This window comes from Sulfurisphaera ohwakuensis (assembly GCF_009729055.1).
Taxonomy (GTDB): Archaea; Thermoproteota; Thermoprotei_A; order Sulfolobales; family Sulfolobaceae; genus Sulfurisphaera; species Sulfurisphaera ohwakuensis.
The window spans coordinates 795,037-820,687 of the sequence record NZ_CP045484.1 but is presented as its reverse complement, the minus strand read 5'-3'; the positions used below and the strand labels follow the sequence as shown (position 1 = coordinate 820,687).

At 33.6% G+C, this 25,651-nt stretch carries 20 protein-coding genes and 3 pseudogenes; 9 read left to right on the top strand and 14 right to left on the bottom strand.

Annotation, left to right across the window (positions count from 1 at the left end; genetic code table 11):
- Nucleotides 1–5 precede the first annotated feature (5 nt).
- The 5 genes and pseudogenes from D1869_RS04725 to D1869_RS04705 all read right to left on the bottom strand — a co-directional run bounded on the left by D1869_RS04725 (nucleotide 6) and on the right by D1869_RS04705 (nucleotide 6,928).
- Nucleotides 6–2,384, bottom strand: coding sequence for a plasma-membrane proton-efflux P-type ATPase (locus tag D1869_RS04725; protein ID WP_156014139.1), 2,379 nt, complete (start codon nucleotides 2,382–2,384; stop codon nucleotides 6–8).
- A gap of 93 nt (nucleotides 2,385–2,477) precedes the next feature.
- Nucleotides 2,478–2,816 (bottom strand): hypothetical protein, encoded by a 339-nt coding sequence (locus tag D1869_RS15800; protein WP_196772275.1) that lies wholly within the window; start codon nucleotides 2,814–2,816, stop codon nucleotides 2,478–2,480.
- Nucleotides 2,817–2,853: 37 nt separating this feature from the next.
- Nucleotides 2,854–3,804 (bottom strand): annotated as a pseudogene (locus tag D1869_RS04715) (IS110 family RNA-guided transposase).
- Nucleotides 3,805–4,011: 207 nt separating this feature from the next.
- Nucleotides 4,012–5,055, bottom strand: a complete 1,044-nt coding sequence (locus tag D1869_RS04710) for an AAA family ATPase (protein WP_156014137.1) — start codon at nucleotides 5,053–5,055, stop codon at nucleotides 4,012–4,014.
- Nucleotides 5,056–5,695: 640 nt separating this feature from the next.
- Nucleotides 5,696–6,928, bottom strand: a pseudogene (locus D1869_RS04705) (RNA-guided endonuclease InsQ/TnpB family protein).
- A gap of 269 nt (nucleotides 6,929–7,197) precedes the next feature.
- Between D1869_RS04705 and D1869_RS04700 the strand changes: the two are divergent.
- Nucleotides 7,198–7,848, top strand: coding sequence for a type 1 glutamine amidotransferase (locus D1869_RS04700; RefSeq protein ID WP_156014136.1), 651 nt, complete (start codon nucleotides 7,198–7,200; stop codon nucleotides 7,846–7,848).
- A gap of 32 nt (nucleotides 7,849–7,880) precedes the next feature.
- On the opposite strand, the gene D1869_RS04695 is transcribed toward D1869_RS04700, so the two are convergent.
- From D1869_RS04695 to trm10, 6 genes are all read right to left on the bottom strand, one after another.
- Nucleotides 7,881–9,020 carry an MFS transporter gene (locus D1869_RS04695; protein ID WP_156014135.1) on the bottom strand — a complete coding sequence of 380 codons (1,140 nt, stop codon included), beginning with the start codon at nucleotides 9,018–9,020 and terminating at the stop codon, nucleotides 7,881–7,883.
- Nucleotides 9,021–9,044: 24 nt separating this feature from the next.
- On the bottom strand, nucleotides 9,045–9,488 hold the full coding sequence (locus tag D1869_RS04690) for a hypothetical protein (RefSeq protein ID WP_156014134.1): 444 nt from the start codon (nucleotides 9,486–9,488) through the stop codon (nucleotides 9,045–9,047).
- Nucleotides 9,489–9,514: 26 nt separating this feature from the next.
- Nucleotides 9,515–10,813, bottom strand: a complete 1,299-nt coding sequence (locus D1869_RS04685; RefSeq protein ID WP_156014133.1) for an APC family permease — start codon at nucleotides 10,811–10,813, stop codon at nucleotides 9,515–9,517.
- A gap of 547 nt (nucleotides 10,814–11,360) precedes the next feature.
- Nucleotides 11,361–13,523: a hypothetical protein gene (locus D1869_RS04680; RefSeq protein ID WP_156014132.1), complete on the bottom strand. Its 2,163-nt coding sequence runs from the start codon at nucleotides 13,521–13,523 to the stop codon at nucleotides 11,361–11,363.
- Nucleotides 13,514–14,056: a hypothetical protein gene (locus D1869_RS04675; protein WP_156014131.1), complete on the bottom strand. Its 543-nt coding sequence runs from the start codon at nucleotides 14,054–14,056 to the stop codon at nucleotides 13,514–13,516. Before D1869_RS04675 ends, D1869_RS04680 begins: the two co-directional genes overlap by 10 nt.
- A gap of 207 nt (nucleotides 14,057–14,263) precedes the next feature.
- Nucleotides 14,264–15,130, bottom strand: a complete 867-nt coding sequence (gene trm10, locus D1869_RS04670; protein WP_156014130.1) for a tRNA (adenine(9)-N1)-methyltransferase Trm10 — start codon at nucleotides 15,128–15,130, stop codon at nucleotides 14,264–14,266.
- Nucleotides 15,131–15,166: 36 nt separating this feature from the next.
- Between trm10 and D1869_RS04665 the strand changes: the two genes are divergently transcribed.
- The gene (locus tag D1869_RS04665) at nucleotides 15,167–16,444 is read left to right on the top strand and encodes an APC family permease (RefSeq protein ID WP_156014129.1); all 1,278 of its coding nucleotides are present in this window, start codon (nucleotides 15,167–15,169) and stop codon (nucleotides 16,442–16,444) included.
- Nucleotides 16,445–16,555: 111 nt separating this feature from the next.
- Here D1869_RS04665 and D1869_RS04660 read toward each other — a convergent pair whose 3' ends face one another.
- The 3 genes from D1869_RS04660 to D1869_RS04655 form a co-directional block, all read right to left on the bottom strand.
- On the bottom strand, nucleotides 16,556–16,966 hold the full coding sequence (locus D1869_RS04660; protein WP_156014128.1) for a hypothetical protein: 411 nt from the start codon (nucleotides 16,964–16,966) through the stop codon (nucleotides 16,556–16,558).
- 55 nt (nucleotides 16,967–17,021) lie between these two features.
- Nucleotides 17,022–17,153, bottom strand: coding sequence for a hypothetical protein (locus D1869_RS15640; protein ID WP_260311240.1), 132 nt, complete (start codon nucleotides 17,151–17,153; stop codon nucleotides 17,022–17,024).
- A gap of 677 nt (nucleotides 17,154–17,830) precedes the next feature.
- Nucleotides 17,831–18,055 carry a hypothetical protein gene (locus D1869_RS04655; RefSeq protein WP_184651083.1) on the bottom strand — a complete coding sequence of 75 codons (225 nt, stop codon included), beginning with the start codon at nucleotides 18,053–18,055 and terminating at the stop codon, nucleotides 17,831–17,833.
- Between the two features lie 532 nt (nucleotides 18,056–18,587).
- On the opposite strand from D1869_RS04655, the gene D1869_RS04650 reads away from it, so the two are divergent.
- The 7 genes and pseudogenes from D1869_RS04650 to D1869_RS04620 all read left to right on the top strand — a co-directional run bounded on the left by D1869_RS04650 (nucleotide 18,588) and on the right by D1869_RS04620 (nucleotide 25,569).
- Nucleotides 18,588–19,946 (top strand): ABC transporter substrate-binding protein, encoded by a 1,359-nt coding sequence (locus D1869_RS04650; RefSeq protein WP_156014127.1) that lies wholly within the window; start codon nucleotides 18,588–18,590, stop codon nucleotides 19,944–19,946.
- A gap of 8 nt (nucleotides 19,947–19,954) precedes the next feature.
- Nucleotides 19,955–20,779, top strand: coding sequence for a carbohydrate ABC transporter permease (locus D1869_RS04645; RefSeq protein ID WP_156014126.1), 825 nt, complete (start codon nucleotides 19,955–19,957; stop codon nucleotides 20,777–20,779).
- Entirely contained in the window at nucleotides 20,776–21,180 is a 405-nt protein-coding gene (locus D1869_RS04640) for an ABC transporter permease family protein (RefSeq protein ID WP_156014125.1), read from the top strand. Before D1869_RS04645 ends, D1869_RS04640 begins: the two co-directional genes overlap by 4 nt.
- Nucleotides 21,181–21,287: 107 nt before the next feature.
- Nucleotides 21,288–22,206: pseudogene (locus D1869_RS04635) on the top strand (ISH3 family transposase); the annotation flags it as partial.
- A gap of 133 nt (nucleotides 22,207–22,339) precedes the next feature.
- Nucleotides 22,340–22,798 (top strand): ABC transporter permease subunit, encoded by a 459-nt coding sequence (locus tag D1869_RS04630; protein ID WP_231113713.1) that lies wholly within the window; start codon nucleotides 22,340–22,342, stop codon nucleotides 22,796–22,798.
- Complete coding sequence (locus D1869_RS04625) at nucleotides 22,792–23,769, top strand: ABC transporter ATP-binding protein (RefSeq protein ID WP_156014123.1); 978 nt, start codon at nucleotides 22,792–22,794, stop codon at nucleotides 23,767–23,769. The genes D1869_RS04630 and D1869_RS04625 overlap by 7 nt, the downstream gene beginning before the upstream one ends.
- A 474-nt stretch (nucleotides 23,770–24,243) precedes the next feature.
- Entirely contained in the window at nucleotides 24,244–25,569 is a 1,326-nt protein-coding gene (locus D1869_RS04620) for an ATP-binding protein (RefSeq protein ID WP_156014122.1), read from the top strand.
- Nucleotides 25,570–25,651: the final 82 nt, after the last annotated feature.

The window sequence follows — 25,651 nt, the reverse complement described above, 5'->3', positions numbered from 1 at the left end:
CCAAATTACCACTCTATTTTAGTTATTTTCTTAACCCATATTTTAATGAAATTATTAATAATTAGATTAAATACTAATGCTAGTATAAATACAATCAACGTATATTTTATAGGTGCCGGCGTAAGCCCTGGTATACCAAAAGTTATTATAACAAACGATATTATAATATCAACTATCATTGAGATTAACATGATCTTACTAGGCATTCTTTTCCAGAAATTATCAGTTTCTCTGATATTTAATAGGTTAAAGATATTTGAATATAAAAGATAAGCGAAAACTAAAGTTTGCATTACATTAAGAGATAATCCAACTATGAAATAAAGCGTAACAAACGACTCTATAATCATCACACTACCTAAAATAGCTGAGACTACAACAAGTTGATTAATATTCCATACTGCAGGCTTTTTAGGCCAAGATACATTATCCGTAGACATTGTTAACGTAACAAAGTCAAACATGAAAAGCAACAGAACCATTCCAAAAGTTGAGATAATGAACTTCGCAAGTAATATAAATGCTAAAGCTACAAAGATTACATTTTGGAAAGTCCTTGTTATCCTACTCAAAACCCAAATCCTTACTCTCTCATAAATTTGTCTACCAATCTTTACCATGTCAACAATATTTCTAAGCCCAGGGGTGGTTAAGACTACTGCAGCTGCTGCCTTAGCAACATCAGTAGCGTTACTGACTGCAATACCTACATCTGCTGCTCTTAATGCAGGAGCGTCATTTACACCATCACCAGTCATACCTACTACATATCCATTTTTCTGAAGAACCTTTACTACAGTATACTTATCTTCTGGATATACCTCAGCCAATCCATCAACCTTTTCTACTATTTCTGGCTTTTCCTTAATATCTGAGACTTTTACCACATTTTCCCCGATACCTACTTCCTTAGCTATTTGCTTTGCAATAGGCTCACTATCGCCGGTTAACATTATAACCTTAATACCAAGATCGTGAAGCTCTTTTACCAGCTCAGCAGAATCTGGCCTTGGTGGATCCCTTAATGAGACCAAACCAACTAGTTTCCATTTTTCACCTTCCTCTTTTTTCGCAACGGCTAAGACTCTACAACCTATTTTAGCCTCTTCTTCAGCCTTCATATATATCTCTTGAATATTTTCCAAACCACAAAGTTTACTTATAACATCAATAGCACCCTTAGTTAATCTTAAGCTTTTTCCGTCTTTGGTAACCAAACTTTCGGTCCTTCTAGTAGAAGGATCAAAAGGAATAAATTCCTTAACACTCCAACTTGATAAGTCTAAATTCATCTCTTTAGCTTTATTTATAAACGCTAAATCTATGGGATCTTGATTAGCCTCAGTTGAAGCCAAAGCACCATAAAGTATAACTTCTTTATCATTACCATTTATAGGAATAATTCTGTGAACAGAAAGCTTATTCATAGTAATAGTCCCGGTTTTATCAGAGCATAGAACATTCATGGTCGAAGCTCCTTCAATAGCATCTAACCTTGTGACTAAAACACCAGCTTTTGATAACTCTTGACTACCTAATGCCAAAGAAACACTAAACATTGCTGGTAATGCAATTGGAATGGCTGCAACAATTAGCACTAATGCTAATGGCAAAAATTCAAATATATTTTCCCCCTTGATTACTAATACTATCCCAGAGATTACTAAAAGTACAATAACAATCATCATCATCCAAAAGACAATTCTAGATACAACTTTTTCAATCCTTAGTCTGGGTTTTGCAATTTTAACTAACTCAACAGTCTTACCAAAATATGTGTTTTGCCCAGTTAATATCACGACTCCAGTAGCTTCACCCCTTCGTATTATACTTCCAGAATAAACAACATCATTATCTCTCCTAAACACAGTTAGTGATTCACCAGTCAATGCAGACTGATCAACTTCAACCTCACCTTTTATTATCTTAACATCTGCTGGGACAAAATCACCCGCTCTAATCCTAACAATGTCACCAGGTACTAGAAATTTTGCCGGTACTAATTTCCATTCCCCATTCCTTAATACTCTAGCTTGAATCTGTAATTTCTGCCTTAATAATTCTAATGCTCTATTAGCTCTTTGCTCTTCAGAAAAACTAATGAAAGCGTTAACAACTATCAACGCTACAATAATATAAAAATCTAAATATCTACCGAGAATAAAGGATAAAATTGCTGCAATCTCTAACACCCAGGCTGTTACGTTCCAAAACTTTTTACCTAACTCCTTAAGCGGATTTCTTTTTTCTTCTTCAACCGCATTATAACCATATTGTTTAAGTCTTTCTTCAACTTCCTTATCACTTAGCCCCTTATTAACATCAGTCTGAAGTAATTGAATTACCTTATTAATATCACTCTTTATAAGTTCCTCTCTATTCATAATGTATATAAAAATCTGCAAATTTTATAAACTTTGATCTCCTCCTTCTATTTATAAAGAATTACAAAATGGGGGTTAAGGGGGCGGAAAGCTTCACCCTTCAGGGTGGAGATGGATATCCCCCTTATATTTATATACCCCTTTATCGAGATATCTTTTAGTGATGTTAATGACGCTCTTCCCCAGCTCGATGGGACTGAGGGAGGGGCAACTATCATTCCTCTTCTCTCTTTCACGGGATTCGGACAATATGGATGACGGATCCCCTACTCTAATTTTGGGGTGGGTCTCTGCCCCACCCGACTGCCCACCAAATGAGAGATGTAATCCCGAATCGATGGTGGGAACGATGAACCCTCTGGAAGGGAACCCCCGACCCTTCCAGGGTGGGGAGCTTCCGGTATAAAAACCTTTCCATGAAAAATCGAGCATAGTCTACACTACTTATGGAAAAGTAAGGCTCTCCTTATCACTCGCTAGCATCAAATGGTTTATTATAATACAGCACAGCCCAAGTAATAACAGCTAATTTCCTTGCACAGGCAATAATCAACTTCTTACCCTTCAACTTTCCCTTATGCTCTTCATAAAAACGCTTGATAACAGGATTAACCCTAATAGCAGTTAAAGCTGCAAGATAGAAAGCTCTCCTCAAAACAGCATCACCCCTCTTAGAAATACCCTTAGAAACAACACTCTTACCACTAGACTCAATAACTGGGTCAAGACCGCAATAAGCAACAAACCTCTTCTTATCACTAAAGCGCCTAATATCACCAACCCTAGCCAAAATTATACAACCCAAGGTTTTACCAATACCAGGAATGGTGAAAATCAAACTATCCTTGGGAACAAGATCCTCAAGTTTCTCCTCAATCTCCCTCTTCCTAACCTCAAGTCTCTCCAACTCCTCCAAAAGAAACCTAACCTCAGCCAAGACAATACTATCCCCACCCCTCAAAACCTCCTCCAAATTCCTCTTTGACAGACTATCCTTATAGCCCAAAAGTATCAAATCCCTCCTCAACCTATTCTTAACCCTAGCAATACTCCTAGTAACAAAATCCTATTGGCTAGTTAACTCCCTAGCATCACTTGTTGTAAACTCACTACCCATACTTACAACTATTTCTGCAAGCTTTTTAGCATCATTCTTATCACTCTTCTTACCCCTAAAATCCTTGAACTTCTTGAGTATGAAGGGATTAATAATCCTAACGTCATACTCTCCCATCAAGTACTTTGCTAGGTTAATGTGGTAAATTCCAGTACTTTCAATACCCACTTTACAACCCTTAGGCAAGATCTTAATTATCTCCTCATAACCTTGCCTATCATTAGGAAACTCGTAGTATTTGCCTTGGAAATACATAATTAATTTATCTTTTGATACGTCTATTCCTGCGACTGGGGCCTCCATATATACTCACCCTTATGTTTTATTCGGGCTTTTTGCCCAACTTCCGGTCCGAATTGGAGGAGGCCAAGCTCACCGACGGGCTTCAAGCCCAAGGAAGTCAACGGCCTACACCCCAGTCAGATCTGTATTACACAGATCTGACTAATATGTTTTATATAAGGAAGTCAGACATATACCAAAGGTTAAAAAAGCGAAAAGTATTGCGTATTAATGAAATAATTTTTCGAACTCTATCTCCCTCAGCACTGGATCTGTAATAATATACTCGTTATCCCTTTTCTCCACAAAACCGCTATTTACTAAACTCTCAAGAGCATTACTGAATACCTTATCGTCTACTTTCCCCAATGTAACTTCGACACCTCTCTTTATTTCTTTCCATCTGGACACTATCTTTACAGTCTTCATAATTTCTACGTATAACTCCTTATTTACTTTATCCTCGAGAAAGTGACTAAACTCTTCAGCCATGATCTTTTTACCCTCCTCCACGGTCTCTTTTAGTGCTTTGTCAAAGTTTAGACCCCTAACAGCATATAAATTACCGAAAAGGGTTAGCCAACCAACTACACCGTCAAGTCTCTTGACAACCTCATCCTCTTTATCAAATTTAACATTTAACTCCTCCATCCCCTTTCTTAAAAACTCTTTTGCCTTCTCTTTATCAAAGGGTTTTAGGGTCAAAACTGCTGGAGGCCTACCGTGAAGTGGCGATTCTGCTGGAGGGTTTAGGAGGATTCTCATAACGCCTATATAAGAGCCCGTAAAGATAAACCTCAATTTAGGGTTCGTAGAAAATACATTACCTAAAATATCAAGGAACTGTTTACTAACTTTAGAGAGTTCTTGCACTTCATCTAAGGCAAGAATAAAATCGTTAAGCGAGTTTAAGAGTTCTATAAGCGAATTAACAACTTTTGCCCCTTTCTTTACTTTTATTCCTGCTGAACCAATAATAAAGTTCACTTTAACGTCAACAGAAAGTTTAAGTGAGTTTAGCTGAGAAGTAAGAATGTTTAAAAGACTATTAAGGCTTCTTACTCCACGTAAATTGATGTAAATTCCTTCAAATCCATGCTTTTTTCTTAACTCGTTTAATACTACTTTAACCAAACTAGTTTTACCTATTTCTCTTTGTCCTCCTACTATGAGCCAATTACCAGAGAGTAGTTGTTTAATAGCATAATCAACTTCGTTATCTCTACCGAAAAGTTCTTTCCTACTCTCTTTAGGGTGAAGATCAAAAAGCAACTGGTGTCACCACAGTTACTGGTGTCACCACAGTTAAAAGTTTTTGATTAATATTTAACTTAAAGTTTACTATAACGATTTCACTTCAATATTCTTTCTAAACTCAAACTAAGTTTTAGAGTTTAAAGGCAACACATACTACGTTTTTATTCTAATTTTGCAAAAGTGAGAGAAAAACGAAATCTATAAAATAGCACAAATTAACGAACTCTTAAAAAGAAAAAGAATATAGATGATTGAAGGTAATACTATATAAACATAATCATAATAAAGATCACATTGAGAAATGAATAAAAATAATTAAAAGTTACGTAAAGTTGTTACAGCTTGATGTAAAAGAGAAAAGACTTTAACTAGGAAGTATACATAATAAAGATCTATTAATCACCTTGACGTGCAGTCATCATTGCTCAGCAAAGACCAATTCGTTCATTTTCATACATTATTTGATTCACCATTTTAAAATCTTACCAATAACTTCTTTCATAGCATTATTGTTAGTATATAATATTTACCTAATGACCTAATCTCTATAGGAATATAAATATCAAATTATATTAGGCCAAAGTTAAAGAGAAACAAGACCTTTAAATTATACTTGCTCATAACTTAAAGTGTAGCAATCTTAAATTCATGTGAGCTACCCCGCCCTGAAGGGCGGAGCTTCCTGCTTCATAGCCCCACCTTGCCCATAACTTTTCGCTACGGGTAGAGGGTGGAGCTCCACAGGCACTAAGGATGGCTCCCACCCCGATCTCTTCAATATGTTTAAGCAAGCGTTATAGTCACGATCAGTAACCCAACCGCACTTAGGACAGCTGAACACACGGTCAGTCAAAGTTAACTCTTTCTTTACGTACCCGCATTTGGCACACATCTTTGAAGTATATGCTGGGTTTATTAACAACAATTTCTTTCCATATTTTTCCAACTGATATCCTAGTATTCTCTTCAACTCATGGAACGCAACATCGTGCAACCTCATCCTCAACTTCCTTTCTGACTCCTCCACCAGTTGTTTAACATCTATATCCTCCATTACTACAACGTCATAATGTTGTGCAAACCACTTACCCAACTTCATATAGAGATCTTATCTCAAGTTCTTCAAGTGTTCATAACCCCTAGCTAACTTCACTTTTGCTTTAAACCAGTTTTTCGACAAGAACTCCTTCCTCGAGAGAACCTTGTGGAGTTTCCTTATCTTCTCAAGTGCCCTCTCATAAGGTCTCAAGTTAGGGAAATAGAACCCATCACTCGTGATTAGGAGTTTCTCTATCCCAACATCTATTGCAACTACCTTACCAGTCTTTGGAAGTTGAGAGAATCCAACACCTTCAACTATGAAGGAGACATATACTCTCTCTGAACGTGTTAGTTTAACTACCACCCTCTTTACTTTGTCAAGCGGGAAGTCCCTATGAACAATGACCTTAAACACGCCGAGATTTGATAACCTCAATAACACCAGCTTCTTCTTATTCTTCCTACTCTTAGTCCTTATTTCCCTGCTCTCAAGTATTTTCCACCCACTTTGTGGGTAAACAAGAGAGTAGTACTTATGGGGTTTCTTCTCCTTAGGAAAGTGTGCTAGACCTTTGAAGAACCTATCCCTAGCATCGTAATAACGATCGGCAATTTGCTGTACTACTTGTGAGTAGAGTTGTTGGTACTCCTTATCTTGCTTTCTTAGATCTAGAGCGAGCTGTCTTAACTCCGTTTGTGTGAGACCCTTTCCGTCCCTTTGGTAGAAATAGATATCTGCCCAGCGTAGGGTGTTATACATCTCACATGCTAACCTCAACTGGGCTTTTAACGCCCTAATTGTTTGATCGTCAGCATATGCACGAAAGCGGAACCCTACGTTGGGCATTAATAAAATGTTCGAGAGTGGATTAAAAAATATTTCTACAAAGGGGGCTATCCATCCCCACTGGCGAGGTTTTTCGCCCCCTTTGAACCCCTAAACTTTATAAAACCTTCTTAAGAAAAATCTCTTGTCCTATAAAATCTGACAGAGTATAGCGTAGTGTTTGTTGAAAATATTAAATATAAGCAACCTTAACTATACTACGAGTTATTTGTTATTTTTTACTCTTAATGATGAAAATATTTAAAAAGCGTTTATGAGAGTTAGTCTGCATGTTTTTAGGAATCATAAATCATCCAATTGAAAGATTAGGAAACATAAAGGATATATTAGAAGAAAAAGGGTATAAGATAAGAGAAACTCTTGCAACAGAAATAAGAGGTAATGAAGAGTTCGACGCTCTTATAGTAATGGGTGGTCCGATGGGAGTTTATGAAAGTGATAAATATCCGTTCTTAAAAGTTGAGAGTGAACTAATAAGAAAAGCTATAAGTACGAAAAAACCAGTACTCGGAGTATGTTTAGGTTCACAATTGCTTTCCTCATCCCTCGGAGGAACTGTGACAAGAGGGGTATTTGGTCAAGAAATTGGAATTTATACTGTTTATCTTTTAGATGAATTTCGAAATTTGATGGGTGATAAGATAGAAGTTTTTCAGTGGCATGGTGATACTTTTACATTGCCTAATAATGCTAAACTTTTAGCTTATAATGAAAGATATTTTCAAGCATTTAAATACAAGACAGCAATTGGTCTTCAATTCCATGTTGAAGTTAACAGTAAAATGGTTAGTGAGTGGGTAAAAGAGTATAATGGTGATCCAAGTTTAGTAGACCAAGTGAGAGAAAAAGAGGAAGAATTTAGAAAAATAAGTGAAAAAATTATTTCCTTCTGGTTAGATTCAGTTCGGGGCTCTCAATGATAAAAATCATCAATCTTTCATGGGCAGCCTCATCATCCTTTGATTTCCTCTAATGACTTCCCTTTTGTTATTACACCAAAGTACAATATAAATAATGCTGAAATAACTGACATAATTCCAACAATAGTATATGAAACACTTACGTTTTCTAGATAGAGTAAGGCCATAACTATTGGTCCCACAGCTCCCCCTAAATGACCTATACCGTCAGCAATACCATATCCTATTGTTCTAATCTTAGTTGCAAAATTTTCTGAAGTATAAGCATACATTACTGGAAACTTAAAACCTTGAAAGAACATAATCAAAAACCCAATAATTAGAAACGGTAAGCCAGTAAAGAAAGGCCATACTATAACTAGCCCACCGGAAAGTAGATTAGCTAATGCTGAGAAATATTTCCTTTCAAAATAATCATTTAAAATCGATGCAAAAACTACCCCTATTGGATCACCGTAAAGTATGTATGTGAAGTATAGGTTAGAATTCTCAAATCCCTTTGAAGTTATTGTGTAAAAAATAGGCGTAGAAAATAATGAATATCCAGTGAAATAGCTAGTAAACCAAATTAGAACGAAGATTATAACCATTTTATCCCATTTTAGTTTTTCATACTTCCTCTCAATCCACATTTTTGATTCTGGGAGTTTAAATCTAAAGATTAAGGCCAGGAAAGCTATAACAATGCTAGGAAGGAATAATAATCTCCAATATTTTTCTCCGAGAAAAACAGCCATAGGACCTACTACAAGACTCATTAGGAATCCGAACATTGAAGTTAATCCTACAGCTCTTCCTCTAAAATCTTTAGAAACCATTTCTGAGACGTAAGAAGGAACTATGGCTACCTCTCCTTCGATACCTATGCCAATAATCAGTTCAGCAATTACCAATTGGATTGGTGAGAACGAGAAGAAACCGATGAGAGAACCGAGTGCTATTAAAAACATTGATAATAATAACCCAGGTTTCCTTCCAAACTTAGTTGCAAAAAATCCATTAAGCACACCGCCTATAAAATATCCTATCATCTCTGCTGATAATATTAGTACTGAAGATACTTCACCTAGATTTTTTGATGCGAAGTTCTCTATATATGGAACATTAAATATATCCCAAAAACTTAGTGATGTTCCTAAAGATAGTAAGGCCAATTGTCTCTTACTTAACACGAAGTATAATTTTGCTTATACTTTTTAAACTTTTTTATTCATTTCATTTAATCTGAATGAAATTAATAGTCCAATTATTAAACTTATAGGTAGTGTCTCTAATAATGAGAAAATACCAAATAAAAAGCTAAGCAAAAGTACTATAACACCACCAATAAGCCCTTTAATTATCCATGAAGGATATCTTTCCCATAAATACGCTATAACTAACCCAGCTAAGGCACCACCAATAGTATATGCTAATCCAGATATCATAAGTATCGTAGCAGGTAAAATCGTAGGCAATTCTTTTGCAGCTAAATTAGCTTCAGTGACATTTTTTGTCTCATTTAGAACTTGATTATAATACTCGCTTTGCAATTCTGGCATATGAGGGTAATAAGCTATACCATAAATTATGCCAGATGCAATTAACCCTATTAAGAGTCCAAAAACTAAGCCCCATTTAAGTCCATTAGTAGCTTTCATATCTTTAATTATCTATGTATTAGTATTTATTCATTAGAGCTAGCCTTAAAAATCTCTAAACCCTCTGCATATAAGAAGCCTAAGATAATCCAACCAAAAAATACATAAACAATGTATTTCTCGAAAGTTGGTAGTGAATAGAAAAATACAAAGAGACTAATAAGAGTAGCAATAATACCAACAATTATTTTATCTATATTTCTTTTACTTCTTTTAGACGATATTCTTATAAGAGATATATTAGCAGATAAATGAACAAACAAGTTATTTAAACCCGCTAAAGCTCCTAAAATTATAAATTCTCCATATAATCCAATAAAATAAGCTAAAGAGACTAGGATACCGATAAAAATTGCCGAAGAAAATGCTTCCGCAAAAATAGGTTCACCTTCCCTTAATTTAGCTAAAAAAGTCGGGAAAAATGCATCTTTAGCCATAGCTTCTAAAGTTCTTGAGTTAGCTAAAATATATGACACTCCACCCAAAGTAGCATCATTGAGAGCAACAAAACTTAGAAACGGAAGTCCGATCAGACCAAAACGAGAAAGTAAATATTCAACCAAATTGCCACTGAAACCTAACGCACCTAATGAATAAAAGAAGAAAGTTGCTAATAGACCACCGAAAAAGAGTACAGCAATTGCAGCCTTTCCAATATCCTTTGGCTCAGCCTCTTCACCGAGAGGCGCAACAGAACCATAACCGGTAGGAATACCTAAACCGAAAACAACAGCCTCTAATAGTAATGGTGACAATTTCGTGGGAATGGGGTTATAAAAATTCCACTTTGAATCATAAAGAAAAAGAATAGATAATAAAATCAAAGCTATCATTTCAATTAGAGACATTATCATAGCATATTTAGCTGAAGATCTAACACCAGCAATTACTAAACCAGAAGCTAAAGAACTTGCAATAAGAGCATAAAACCACTGAGGTAAATACGGTAAGAATGGTGATAATATAATGTACAAAACATATGCACCACCAGCTAATAAAGTTCCACCATAAGAAAGAGAATATAACAAATAATTCCAACCTGTATTAAATCCTAAACGTGATGTTAACGCATATAAGGCGTAAATATAGTAACCGCCCCCTCGCTTAAACTTCTGAGAAAGATAATAAATTACCAAGCCATTAAAGAAGACTACGAAAGTAGCTATTAGCATGGCAAAAGCCCCTTCAGTACCAACCATAGCAATCATAACAGTACCAAAAGTTAATAATGAAATAAATGGGGCTTGACCACCAAAAGATAAGAAGAATAAGTCGGAGAAAGAAAGCACTTTCCTTTTACTCTTTGAAACATTACTTTTTTGCATGATTATATAGTAGTATATCTGATTTTTATTTCTTTTAACGTATTTCCGATTAATCTAATAGGATGATATAGATATTTAACATAATTTTTATAGCAGAATCTACCTATTTTAACCATCATACCAGAGAAGAAGTAAGGTTACACTATTAGCTCATCTTTTAATATTTTCATAATGGTCAAAAACTAGGGAAAACATTATAGTAACATTTTACAATAAATTTAATAAATTTCTATATTCATAGAAAATATCAAAAATAATCTAATTAAGTTTTCTGTTCTTCAATAAACTTTCCTCAATTAAATCAATCACATTATGAAGAAGACAAACTTAAAGATTTCAGAATAAAAGAAGAAAATATGGATTATGAAACCAAAGTATGTTGGGCTCAATGAAATATATGGCTCATATATCCTCAGATATAGTAAGCTATTAAGATATAAAATTTATACTTAACTACAAATTAAAAAAAAGAAGTTAAAATATACACTAATTTTTGTGTTATTTTGCTAGATAGTATTTCATTATTAGAAAAACACCTAGTTAAAAACTAACTGTTAACTTCACCAGATACTGGTATGTAATATGGTGGTATTACAGTACTTACTGTTATTCCGTACCCGTTAGGTTCAACAAATGTTAGATAGAGTTCAATATAATCCACTGTAAAGCTTTCTATTGCTTCATACTGTTGATTTGAAGATGGTGGAAATATTTGCGATGATGAAAATACGCTATTTATTGGTACTGTTAAGTATAAAGTAAAGTTAGACACGTTTAATGGTGTAACTATTATTGGTTTGTTTAGCTCATCTTCTACAGAACCATAAAGTGTTGCTGAAAATGGCTGTGCTGGTGTAGCACTTTGACCAATAAGCTGCAATATCCCTTCAGCTTTCATTGCTACTTGAACTTTTGTAAATTCTAGTGTCACGTTGCTTGGATTACCTATTGCTACTTGAACTTTAATTACTAACGGAGATAGCACGTTATACTCATATTTAGAAAACAATGGAAATGAATAAGCTGGTAAAACAGAAGCATTGGATTCAATTACAGATAGTGTTACCGGAGATAAAAATCCACCCAACAAATAATCATAGCCTCCACTAAATACACCATTAATGTATCCATCAAAATCAGATACTGCTACAACTGATAGCGCATATTGATTTTGTGGGAATACTATTTCACCATTAAATTCTCCTACAGCATGATTATTACTTAGTGTTAAGTTTCCTACATAATCATTAAGTGTAACATTAAATGGTGATGGAAATAACAGAAATGCACTTTGTGTTGGCGAATTAGCCATAGCATTACTAAATACCGCATTCGTAAATGTTCCACTTATAATTGGAGCAGCTACTAATTGGCCTAATAGATTACTAATGCCATTTGCAGTTATACTTATTTGAGTATTACTAACATTTATGTAGCCATTTACATATTGCTGTTGTGCAATTCCAAATTGTTGCACAGTTACATAACCCGGAGTAAATGTAGCTGATATTATTTCTCCAGTTAAAGTACCATTATTAATCATGCCATTAATTACCTTATTATTTCCGTCAACATACTCGTGCATTCCATTCACATATCCGTTAAACTTTCCATTAAATGTTATTGATCCAGTAACATTAGCTATATAATATGTTCCTTCTTCACCTTTTAGAGTTACGCTTAACTGATTAGAAGTAGCAAGGAAATAATTATTAATGGCACCTCCGGGAATTATGATAGATCCACTAAATACACCAGAAATGCTACCTAAGATAAAGCTGTTATTAAATGTTGCAGACTCTGCTTTGCCATTTGTAAAATAGATTGGGTAACCTTGACTACTCCCTAAGCTTCCAGTAAAGTAGCCGTCATTAGCTCCAGCGAACGTAAAGTTTGCTCCTACAAATATTCCCTTCATAATTCCTTTAAAAGAGGGTGGGCTTTGTGAACTTTGAGACGGGTAAGCTATAGGACCAAACCAATAACCTTCATAAGAGAATGGCAAGCTCTTATTTCCAGTTAGATAATCTCCCAAGAATGTCATAGTATTAGAATAAGGTCCATTGATACTATGAATGAAATTCACTAATGGCACACAGTCACTAGTCTCTTCTACTTGCTGGAAACCTGGTTCTTCAATAATTGAGAAGTTGTAAGGATTTATTGAAGCTATTCCCAACGGTTTAATTAACTTTGCTATTGGCAATACATAAGGTGGCGATGCATATATTATGTTACCATACTGTGTTACTGCCGCAACATAACTAGCTTGATTATTATATGGAGATTCTTTAAGTGTAATTTGTATTGCTGGAAAACCGGCAAATGTAGTAGTTGCATATGAAGTAGAAACTACAACATTTACTGGTTGTGTAACCCATGTTTTTCCATTAAATACCTCTAGAGCTTTTATTACTAAAGTTACTGGCGGATTTTGTTTATTTACAAATACGAAATATACATTGCCATCTTGATATATAAAGTATACTGGTGCTACAGCAAATCCACCAGCATTAAAAACAACGGGTTGGAAATCTCTAAATTGTTCTGTAGCTAGATTCTTATAAGAGTTTGCACTTTCAGCAGATTGGGTTTGTATTGTTGGTTGTGAAAACATGTAAATTCCTAGGGGAATTAATACAGCTAATAATATTATTAACAGGATAAAAAATCCTACTACTTCAGATAAACCTTTTTTCTTTATAACCATTCATAACCCACCTCCACAAACTTATTTTGAATTTGAACAAAGAATAGGACTACGGAAGTATATCCTGCAGGAGGAGAAAGGGTAATAACTTGAGGTGCGCCAGTTATTGTTTTCCATAATTTCATTTCACCTTGGTACATTATATTCAAATTAGTAAAGTAAAGAGTTGTAACTGGTACATTAGGCGCTGAACCATTCACTGTTGCATAAACTATTTCCCCATTCTGTGTATATGCAAATTGTGGTGTAATCATCTGATTTCCTTTTAAAGAACTTGGAACATAAAATACAGTAAGATAAATTGTACCATTATAGTTAAAGTCTTGAGGAACTAAAAATAATGAGATTGTAGAACCGGCTGTTACATTATTACTTATTGAAATGTATAAACCATTCGATATACTTTCTGCCTGTTGCTGTAAGTTTACTCTAGTATACTGGTAAGTTGCGTAAATGCTAGATAAGGAGAATACTACTAAGCCTATAAGAATCGTTGCAATTATAAGTATAAACGCAATAACTGAACTTTCCATATTTTATCCCCTATACATAATCATTTACATATTACTTCTATTTAAATATTACGATACATACTAGCATTCAATTTTGGTTAATAAAGCCTAAGAATAATTTTACACTTTAATTTTGTCTAAGATATACTTAATTTATTGGCTTAAAAAATAGAAAGAAAATATAAAAATTAGCTTATGTTTTTAAGGCTTCATTACACAATTTAAAAATTAGGACGCCTTTATACCTAGTCTTTTAAGAATTAATTTATATACCTTCTGATTAGCGTTTAGCCATTTTATCTCTTCTTCTAAGATCTCTAGCCCTCTCTGATTTACATCAACTAGTATCCTTGCTATTTTATCCGAATTACTCTGTGTTTCTATGATAGCTTTTTCTATGTCTTTTCCGAATTTAACTGCAAGGATAATGTCTGTTATTTTATTAATCTCATCTGGGACTCCTACTATACTTCCTCTTAGTGTTATTTTTACTTTTTTACAAGGATACTTCTCAGCTAATTTAGAGGTAGCATGCTTTAATCTTCTCCCTTTATCTACTATACCTCCTATAATAAATACGTCTGTTCTTCTTATAATTTCTTCATTAGCTATTATATCTCCGTAAGGATCAAGAACAATACAGTTATCAGTTTCAATATTGTCTATATTTCTAGCTTTACCTAAGGAGATGTTTGGAGAATTAATCAAGGCTAAATTACCATCCCACAGGAATTTTCTTATTACGTGCAATGTTAGATTAACCTGAAGTAATGTCTTCTTTTTTTCCTCCTCATCTAATTCATTAAAAAGACTCATATCTATTACGATTAATGGATACTTAGGTAGTTTAATTGGTATTTTCTCACCACCCTTAGTAAATGCAAAGTCAACTTTTTCATCTCCTTTTCCTTTATATAGAGATATTCCTTCAATCTCTCCTATTCTTTTACCGCTAATTTCTCTTTTTACAAATCCGTAATTTTTAACTAACATTTTAACAGCTATATTTTGTAAAGATGGTTTTTCATAGCCTATATAAATCTTGTAAATTCCTCTCTCCTTCAGTTCCTCAGCTAATAATTTTCCGAGTATCACTAAATTATTAATTCTTACTACCTTTTTATCTCTTAAATGGAGGAGAAAAAACTTTCTCTTTCTCAAGCATTAGCATTAGGTTTAGGTAATATTATTGGTGCTGGGATTTTTGTTATGGCTGGTGTTAGTATAACTGCAGCCGGTCCAGCTGCCTTACTTGCATTTTTAATTACTGCAGTTTATGCAATGAGTGTTGGATTAAATAATGCAGAGTTGGCTTCTGTTTTTCCTAAAGTTGAAGGAGGAGTATATAGTTTTGCTTTACTCTCTTTAGGAGAAACTATAGGATTTTTAGTCGGTTGGTTCAGAGTTATTGGCTATGCAATAAGTGGTGGAGCTACAGCCTTAGGTTTTTCTGGGTATCTAATTACTACGTTTTCTCTCCCATCTTTTCTTTATTTTCCATTAGCAATCTTACTTATAATTGTTTTGATTATAATTGATTATCTCGGATTAAAATTAGCTGCGGAAATTGAAAGTATATTAGTAGTTTTGAACATTTTAGGTTTAGTAACCTTTTCTATAACAGCATTAGTTATTAGTGGTATAAGATTACAAAACTTTTCGCCTTTCTTTCCCCATGGAATAACTAGAGTACTAACTGCTTCAAACATAGCATTCTTTGCCTATTCTGGATTTAACACAATTGCAACGTTAACTCCCTCTGTTAAAGAAGGAGAAAGAACAGTACCTAAAGCTATAGTCCTTTCATTGCTTATTAGTGCATTCCTTTACATGTTAGTAACTTTCTCCATGGTTGACGCTATAGGTTATACAAACTTTAAAACCAATTCTGCTCCTCTACAACTAGTTTTAAACACTATCCATGCTCCTTTCTATGTCTATTTTTTTGTTAATTTAACTGCAATTTTAGCTACGATTACAGTTACGCTTTCAACTATTATAGCTACAGAGAGAACAATGGTTCAAATGGAATTGGATAATCTTTTACCCAAAGTAAAAGGTGGAAAACTCTCTATCTTGTTAATCATCGGATTAATCATGATAGCTTCCTTAGGTCTAGGAAATGTAGAGGTAATCGCTTTAGTATCTAATTTCGGAGTCGTATTTTCTTATATGTTATCTGGTATCGAAGTTGCTGTAGTTAGACATAGGGGCTTGAGAGGAGTATTTAAATCTCCAGGATTTCCTTTTGTTCAAATAGTCTCCGTTATTCTATCTGGTGTTTTCATTTACTCATTAGGCTTTCAATCGTTACTCATAGGCTTCGTTACCCTTCTTATTGGTTTAGTGACTCATTCAGTTCATAAGGAGATAATGAAAAAAGAAGGCATATTTACCAGAAGGAATTAACTCTTCTTTGACCTTCGCAAAAACTGTAGCTCTTAAAAAATGTTCTTCTCCTAACTACTAAACATTCGTTGAAAATGATTAACCTATTAGCCCTTATACCGGGGAGGTTTTTCATTTTATCTTATTTTTTTCTTTTATTTTCCTCTTAATTAGTAGAAGTAACAAGACACCTATTAAGTCATCAATTGGTATTCCGTAACAAACCGGATAAAACCATGCCCATGAGTAAGGTACTCTAACATCAAGTATCCAGTAAATTATGTCTTCGATAGTAGAACCGTATATGAGATACCACAATGTCTCCAGCGAAAAAAGTTTTCCAGAAGCTAAATAAGATGGATAAGTAAAGAGTATAGTGTACATTACCCTATAGAAATAGAGAGATACAGTGGGTGTGAAAAATTCCTTCATCCATGTTGGTGAGGTCGAAATGCGAGAAGGATCCCATACCATCCCTAATTCTAATAAAGCGTAAACAAATGAGAATGTGGTAAGTATTACAATCCCTCTTTTTGTTATCATATATGTTAAATCTTTTTCTTTCGTTAAATGTTTTTATTAAATCTTTTTCTTTTATTTAAATAACTATTCCTAATCTATTTAACATAATTTTAACCAGCAGATCTGTTTCCTTTTCATCGTTATCATCAACTATTTTCTTTATTGATAAATTATTTATTGGAATAATCGTGAAATCTATAAGATTCATGTTATTCACATTAGTTACTATAAACAAACTTTACAGCTTTTTTATCCTTATAATTCTTAACATTTTCCATTTTTTGACATTTTTAATAGTCCAATCGCATCTTATGTCATTTTTACTGATATCTTTCGTAATACCTATAGTTATTTTGGAAAAAAAAAGTTATATTTAAATCTTAACAGTAATAGTTAAGATAAGGCGAGATATAATAATATACCTAATACCGGTTATAGAAAATCATTATATTCTAGAATTTTAACTAACATTTACACAAATATTTATTCCTAGAACTAAAACATATGTAATATATAAACGTTTTGAGATAGAAGAGTTATAATAGAAAACTTATCATTTTTGAAAACTATATATTCCTAGAATTTTCCGTAAAATGCTAACCGAGACTGATGATTTAATACTCACTTATTATTTCTTGATCTTTATGGCCAGTGTAGTTTAAAGACCCCACATACTATACATCTAACAATTCTAAGTTTATAGACGTAAGAGAGAAACACCGTTATGCATTTAAGCCTAGATGCTAAAACATCCAGTGCTACACTATAAATTCGTTAAGCCAAAAATTAGATATATTCCTAAATCTTGAAACTAAGATAAAATACACTCTCACTCAATTTAGATACTCTATCAGATTGCAGAAAATCTAACCTTATACTTATTAATCAAGACATATCATATATATTTGCCTTATCTTTAGCAAAATAAAGGAATTCGTCCACAGACATTCCAGCCATTCTAGCTGCTTCTCTAAAATTACCAGTTTCTATGTAGTATTCTAGGGCTATTCTGAGTTTAGGAGGTAAACTTTTTATAAACTCCCAATTAGCAGTACTCCTCCTAACTTGCCTAGCCTCCTCTTGTGCTTTAATCATTTTTTTAATGTCCATAGATACTTATTTTGTAAAGGGATATTTATCCTTGACATACAATGAACAACCTATTTTTGTTGCATTTTTAAGGTTTATAAGAGCAGCATTTTCTTGTTTATTTACAAAAATTTTGTACACTTCATAAAGATATCATTGACTTATACCGTCTTACATTAGCTAGATCTAGAAATATATGTAACTTTCTAATAGTAGTCCAGCTTAGCTAGGTTAGCAAGAATACTATAATGAGAGTAACAAAGATAATATATTATAAATAAACAGTAATGAAAACTCTCCTATGTGGAAATCTTATTTAATCTATATAAATTTACCTTAAAAATCTTTATATATACGGTAAACTTCAAATAGTATTGAATATATAATTTTACCCCTAATGTTCGAAATTTATATATTAGAATATATTATTTATATACTCGTAATTTAAGTCATATCGAAATAAAAACTATAATAATGATTTGTATTATGTATAGTAAAATTTAAACACTCCATGTAAGCATAAATTTTTTATATAATGATATAGTAATGTTTAATGATATCCATGAGAAATAGATCTGTTTTAGGAATAGCTAAAAGTATCTTAGTAATAGGAATAATTGTAATAGTAGCCGCAGTAGCAGGAGGATTAGCATATTATTTTGTATCTTCACATCCACCAACAACCCAGAAAGTTGTAACTATAACATACTATGATGATTTAGCCCCGTCAGAAGCAAAGGTCTTTGATGGTGTAATTATACCTATGTTTGAGAAAGAACATCCTAACATAAAGGTTAATTTAGTTAGTGAAAGTGCGACAGACATTGTAAGCAGCATTGAAGCATTAGAGAAAGCTCACGATGTTGGTCCAGTAGTTATAGCCGAAGATAACATGGTAATAGGCGAACTACTTTATGCAGGAGATTTAATGAACTTAACTCCTTACCTATCAAATATTTCAATTCCAGGCATGATTCCTTCTATGACTAACTTAATGCAATACGAGCAAAAGGTATATGGAGGAATATATTTCATTCCATTTAGAGGTAACATACCGTTAGTTTGGTATAATGAGACTACATTTAAAGAGCTAGGTTTGACTCCGCCACAAACATGGTCACAGTTATTGACTGACGCTAAAATTATTTATGAGAAGACTGGTGTAAAACCAGTAATGTTCCAAGGCCACGGGGGAGCTAGTACTGCAACAGAGCTATATCAATGGATGGTACAAGCTGGTGGTAATCCATTTGTATTTAATGACAGCGGTGATATATTAGCTTTCGAGTATCTTTATAATCTTTCAGCATATTTTGCCCCAGAATATATACATGGATATTGGGGAAGTTATAAAGGATTAGCAAGTGGTGAATATTACATTCTTGATTATCAATGGCCATACATATACTCTGTTATGGCTAGTGAAGGAATTAATGTTAGCAATATTGGCTTCTATCCGGGTCCTAGTGGGCCAGTTAATAATGATCACCTAGTTGGTGGAGACGTATTGGCAATTCCAAAAGGTGCTACGGACTTAAGCGACTTATTATTATTCATTAAATTCTTGTTATCAACTACAGTACAGAGGGATATAATTACAATACTAGGAGAACCCGCAGTAAATGCTCAAGCATATCAGAATTTACCTTCAAATATATCCGCATTATTCAAAGCTGAAGAGGAAGCATTCCAGAATGCTTTCTTCAGAGAACCAGTACCATGGATATCAGAATGGAATACAATTGCTGACCAGGTATTTGACGAGATTGTAGTTAATCATGCACCATATTCTGAAATACCGCAAATATTAAGTCAAGCTAATGCTGAAATGTATAAGTATCTAGCGACTACATATAATTCTACCGTTGCACAAGAATATGAAGAAGGAATGTTTGCACCATTATATGGGTGAGTAAAAACGTGAGATCAGAAGTAAAGTATTTTCTTTTTACTCTTCCTGCAATAGCTTATGTAGCTTTTTTTGCATTTTATCCTTCCATTCAAGCTGTTATCTTAAGTTTTCAAACTACTAATGGTCAGTTTACATTAAATAATTATGAAGAATTATTTTATTTCAATATATATGGTACGATAGAAAATACAATAATTGTAACTGTTGGTGCATTACTTATTCAACTATTTTTAGCTCTTGGTGTTGCATCGATCTTGGCAAGAGAATTTAGAGGTAAGAAAATCTTTTCTACAATATCTATAATACCATTAGGAGTTGCAACTGTAGTTGCTGCAGTAACATTCTCATTTATATTTCAAAGTGTAGGAGGCTATGCAAATTCCCTTCTTCATTTATTCGGACTTAAAGGAATTAATTGGTACTCGAATAACTTAATTTCCTTACTAGTTGTAATGGTATCTGATAGTTGGAAGAATACTCCACTAGTTACTTTAATTTTGTTATCTGGAATGCTATCTATTCCTAAAGAACTTTATTATGCGGCTGCCTTAGATGGAGCTGGTCCATTTAGGAGATTTATACATATAACTTTACCAAATTTAAAGAAATTTATAGCTATAGCTTTAATTATAAGAGGAGTCAGCGAATTTAACATATTTGCTTTACCATTAATTATAATTGGTTTTCATCCCTTATTACTTACAACTTTAGCGTATGAGTTGTACTCAACAACTGCAATCAATTTATCAGCAGCAGCGGCAGTAATCTTACTAGTATTTATTTCAGCATTGATAGCGATAAATATAAAATATGCGGGAGGTGGTAGAAGATGAGCAATAAACTGGTCTATGTTGGAATTGCAATCTTTACAGTTTACTTTCTTGCCCCAATATATATTTTACTACTTTTAGCATTTAATTCACCAAAGTATACAATAGAGAGTGTTTACCCTCCACTTATCTTTAAATCACCAACATTTAATAATTTAATTTTCGCATTTACTCAATATGATTTTATTCATCCATTATTAAAGAGCCTAGCAGTTGCAACATTAGTAGGAATCCTGGCATTAATTGTGGGTATTCCAGCAGGTTATGGGTTAAGTAAGCTACCTGGGAAGATAGCATATCCAATCATTGTGGTATTACTTATAACAAATATGATGCCTGGTCTAGTAGTTGCAATACCCATAACGGTACTCCCAAAATCATTTTACAAAAATAATTCTGATTGAACAATATTAAATTTGTTGAACATAACCAAGTTTATAACAACATCAAGAATTCAACAAATTGGGAAAAAAGGTTTAAAGCGAGGGAATCGGTATTACCATAAGGGCTCATGGTAATGCCAATTCCCTCATTAAACACTCAACAAATAGGGTATAAATTAATTTCCATGAGTAACTTCCAAGGGAGAAAGGGAGAGGAAGTTACAAAAACCTTGATCTCAGCATCATTACACAAAGATTCAGTGGAAAACGTTTCCAGAGCTTACAACGTATCACCACAAACGGTGAGGAATTACGTTGAAGAACAAGGGTTACAAGTAGCGGAAAAAACACTGGAACAAGTGAAACAAATCTCACTCGAAACACTTAAGGGCGTGAAGGAGATAGAACTATCAATAGATTGGACAACAATAACTTGGTACGGAAAACCTGTAGAAGGTTTGGGAAGCTCAGAAAAGGGATACTCGTGGAACTACGCAACAGCTACAACGAAATACGAAGGAAAAATCCTCATACTTGCTTTCATACCGCAAGTTAATGGGATGACAAAGGATGAGATTGTCAAGGTCTTGATTGAACAAGTGGTTGCAATGGGATTTAGGATTAAACTGATAACACTTGATGCAGGATTTTACACGGTTGAGGTGATAAAATTCATATCCCAGTTCAACTACATTATTGGAGTTCCCGTTGGTGATGTCAAGATCTACGAGGAGTTTGATGGTGAATATATTACGAATAGTAAGAGGCGTAGTAAGGATGAGCAGGTTAAGTTTAGGCTGATCGTGTATCGCAGGGAGAAGATCAAGAGGAAAAAGAAGAAGGTTGTTTACTTCGCTAGGGCTACAAATCTCGATTTACCCAAGAATAAGGTCTTGGAGTTATATAACAAGGTGAGGAATCCGATAGAAACGTCTTATAGGAGTGTTAAATCGTTCCTCCCCTTTACGTGTTCAACAAAGTTCATTTTCCGCATGTTAATCTTCTTACTTGCCGTGCTCGTTTACTCCTTGTACACGATCCTCAAGGATAACGTGAAAATGAGGACTTTCAAATCACTAATTTCAAAAATTATTGAAAATATATCTGAGGCAGAGATTTATTTAAATAAATCAGAGGAAACGCTTACTAATACTACAGGTTTATTTTTAAGGAGGTGATTTTGGGAGTACCGATAAGTGCAGAGTTCATAAGGCTAGGATTATTTGATACTATACCCGGGCTTGCTTTTGCACAGGAATTAGTAACATTACCACTAGCAGTATTTATATTACAAGGTACTTTCTCTTCAATACCCAGAGAGATTGAATATCAGGCAAAAATAGATGGTGCGTCTACCCTTTCGTATATTCTTAAAGTATTAGTACCTACTACTTCACCAGGTATTATAGCTGCATTCCTAATCTCTTGGATGTTTTCATGGGATGAATTTACTTATGCCGTAATACTGTCACCTATTCATCCAACGTGGCCGGTCGAAATATATTTGAATATTACAAGAGGGAACATTTTAGCAGCTATTGCGTTTTCTTTAGTCTTCACGATTCCCGTAATTATTTTAACTATATTATTACAAAAATATTTAAGAGGTGAATATTTAACTGGAGGGATAAAATCATGATAGAATTACAAGAAATTACAAAAAAGTATGGAAGTAAAGTTGTCCTAGATGATATTTCAGAAAAAATTGAAACTGGTGAGTTCTTTGTAATCCTCGGTCCCAGTGGGGCTGGAAAATCTACCTTATTAAAAATCATGGCTGGAATCGAAAAACCAGATAAAGGAAGGATAATTGTTGATGGGAAGGATATAACTAACTTACCTCCAGAAAAAAGGAATATTGCAATGGTATTTCAGAATTATGCCTTATATCCCAATATGACTGTTTATGATAATATAGCATTTCCTTTGAAAATGAAGCATATTAAGAAAGAAGAAATAGATAAAAAAGTAAAGAGGGTTGCAGAGTTGCTAAAAATAAGTGATATATTAAATATGCCAGTTACACGAATAAGCGGAGGACAACAGCAAAGAGTAGCTTTAGCTAGGGCTATTGTAAGAGAACCTTCATTTTATCTATTAGATGAACCTTTATCAAATCTAGATGCAAGAGTAAGGCTTATAGCGAGGGGTGAATTGAAAAGGATTCAAAAAGAGCTCAATGGGACTTTTATTTATGTAACGCACGATCAAAAAGAAGCTATGAGTTTAGCAGATAGGATTGCTGTTCTTCATGAAGGTAAATTCGAACAAGTTGGAAAACCAGATGAACTCTATGAATTTCCAAAAACTAAATGGGTAGCGGAATTTATTGGTGAATTCCCAATGAACTTTTTACCAGGAGATATAGTTGGTGAAGACAACTCCATTGAAATAGGCTTTAGACCAGAATGGGCTAAAATAGGAGGTGATTTAACTGCTATAGTTTACTCAGTAGAAGCTGTAGGAGAAAACATTTATTTATTTTGCAAATTAAAGAATAAAGATTTATCAATAGTAATTCTATCTGAGGAAAGATATGATGTAGGCGATGAAATCACATTTAAAATTATAAAATACAAGAAATTTAAAGAAGGTAAGTTAATATCTTAATACTGTATAACTTTTTCTCGTTTGTATGTTCAAAAGCTTATAAGAGTGCTAGTCCTTTGAAAACCTCAAGAAGAGAATTAGTTCACAAAGAGTACCATTTATTTACTTAAGATTTATGTTTACTGCAAATAAGATAATATTTGTCATATCTTACTCTTTAGCTAATTAGAGAAGGAAAAGTTGGGTACATAAGAGATTATTATAGAGATTTCAAATTAAATTGTTAAATATTCATCCTCGCATGAATTTTACTGGATCAATTTTTCTTAGCTTTTAGAAGATCAATTTAGGAACTAGTTTCACTTTTTTATAAAAATTGGAGTAACCTATAAACCATTTTACTTATTTTTAGCAATTATACGTATTTAAGTTAATTCTAACGTTATTACCCACGACTTTTTTATCATGTATTTATAAGCATTTGTGGAGTGAGAGTAAACAAAATTTATAAATATTTGTGTAATCCAATTACATATGATTGAAGAACAGAACCCCTGGTGGATTTCACCAGAACTAATAAGAGAGAATGAATATTATAGGAAGTATCAGGAATCGAAAGTAAAATGGGATATCACACTTCCGGTATCTACTGAACCTTACTCTTTAAACTTCTTATTTGGGCCTAGACAAGTTGGAAAAACAACGGCATTAATCCTTTTAATAAAGAAACTGTTGGATAGTGGTTATAATCCTAAATCCATCTTTTATTTTGCGTGTGATAAATTAGCTGATTATAAGGAACTTGACGAAGTTCTAGAGGAATATGAGAAGATAAGGAAAAGAGAAGGGATAAAAAGTTCCGTAATTATACTTGATGAAGTTACGTTCCCTAAGGAGTGGTATAGAAGTATAAAATATAGGATCGATATGGGGAAATTCAGTAATGACGTGTTAATTCTGTCCGGTTCTCTTTCAATGAAGGCTAAAGGTGAAATAGAAACCTTTCCAGGGAGAAGGGGGAAAGGAAAAGTGCTAGTTATGTTTCCCCTTCCGTTTTCTGAGTATGTAAAGCTATTTGGAATTAATTTACCTACGGGGGATTTGAAATTCGTCCTTGAAAACTATACCAAGTATGTAGGTTATCTTCCTAAATTGAAAGAGATCTTAGAATACTACTTGATAACGGGAGGTTTTCCCAATGCAATAAAGGATTTCATTATTGAGGGAAAGGTAAGCCAATCAACGCAATACGATTTCATTTCAAGTATTATAAGCGATATTAACAAATTAAGGAGAAGTGAAAGGTTGTTTAAACTTACTGCTAGAGCAATTATTGAAAAGGCCTCATCAGAATACAGTTTCCATACAATTTCAAAAGATTATGGAGTAGGGACTGTAAAGACCGCTATAAGCTATGTTAACCTCATGGAGAAGTTATATCTTATGAAAGTGATTGACACTATAGATGTAAATACTGGATTGCCGATACCAAGAAAACAGAAAAAATTTTACTTTATTGATCCGTTCATTTATCATACCTTTTCTAACTGGACTATGACCAAACCACCAGATAAGTCAAAGTTAGTTGAGGCCATGATAGTATCTCATCTTTCAAGACTTTACGACGTATATTATGTTAAAACTAATGAAGAAGTGGACGTGATCGTAAATTTAAACGGAGAATACTGGGGAATTGAAATAAAATATGGAAGAGTAAGAGGAGGAAGAAGTAAGGTTTTGGGAAAAGTTAAGAAATTTATGTATGTGAGTAAGGGCGAGTTAGGAGATAATGTTATACCAGCCCCGCTCTTTTTAGCTATGCTAGAGATCCCCATAGTAGTTGAAACCGGATTTAGTTGATCTTCACTTTCTAGGTGAAGGGAAACAATAAGTCTTCAAATTGTGCTGAAACTTTTAATACCTAAAAGAAGGAAAAAGACAT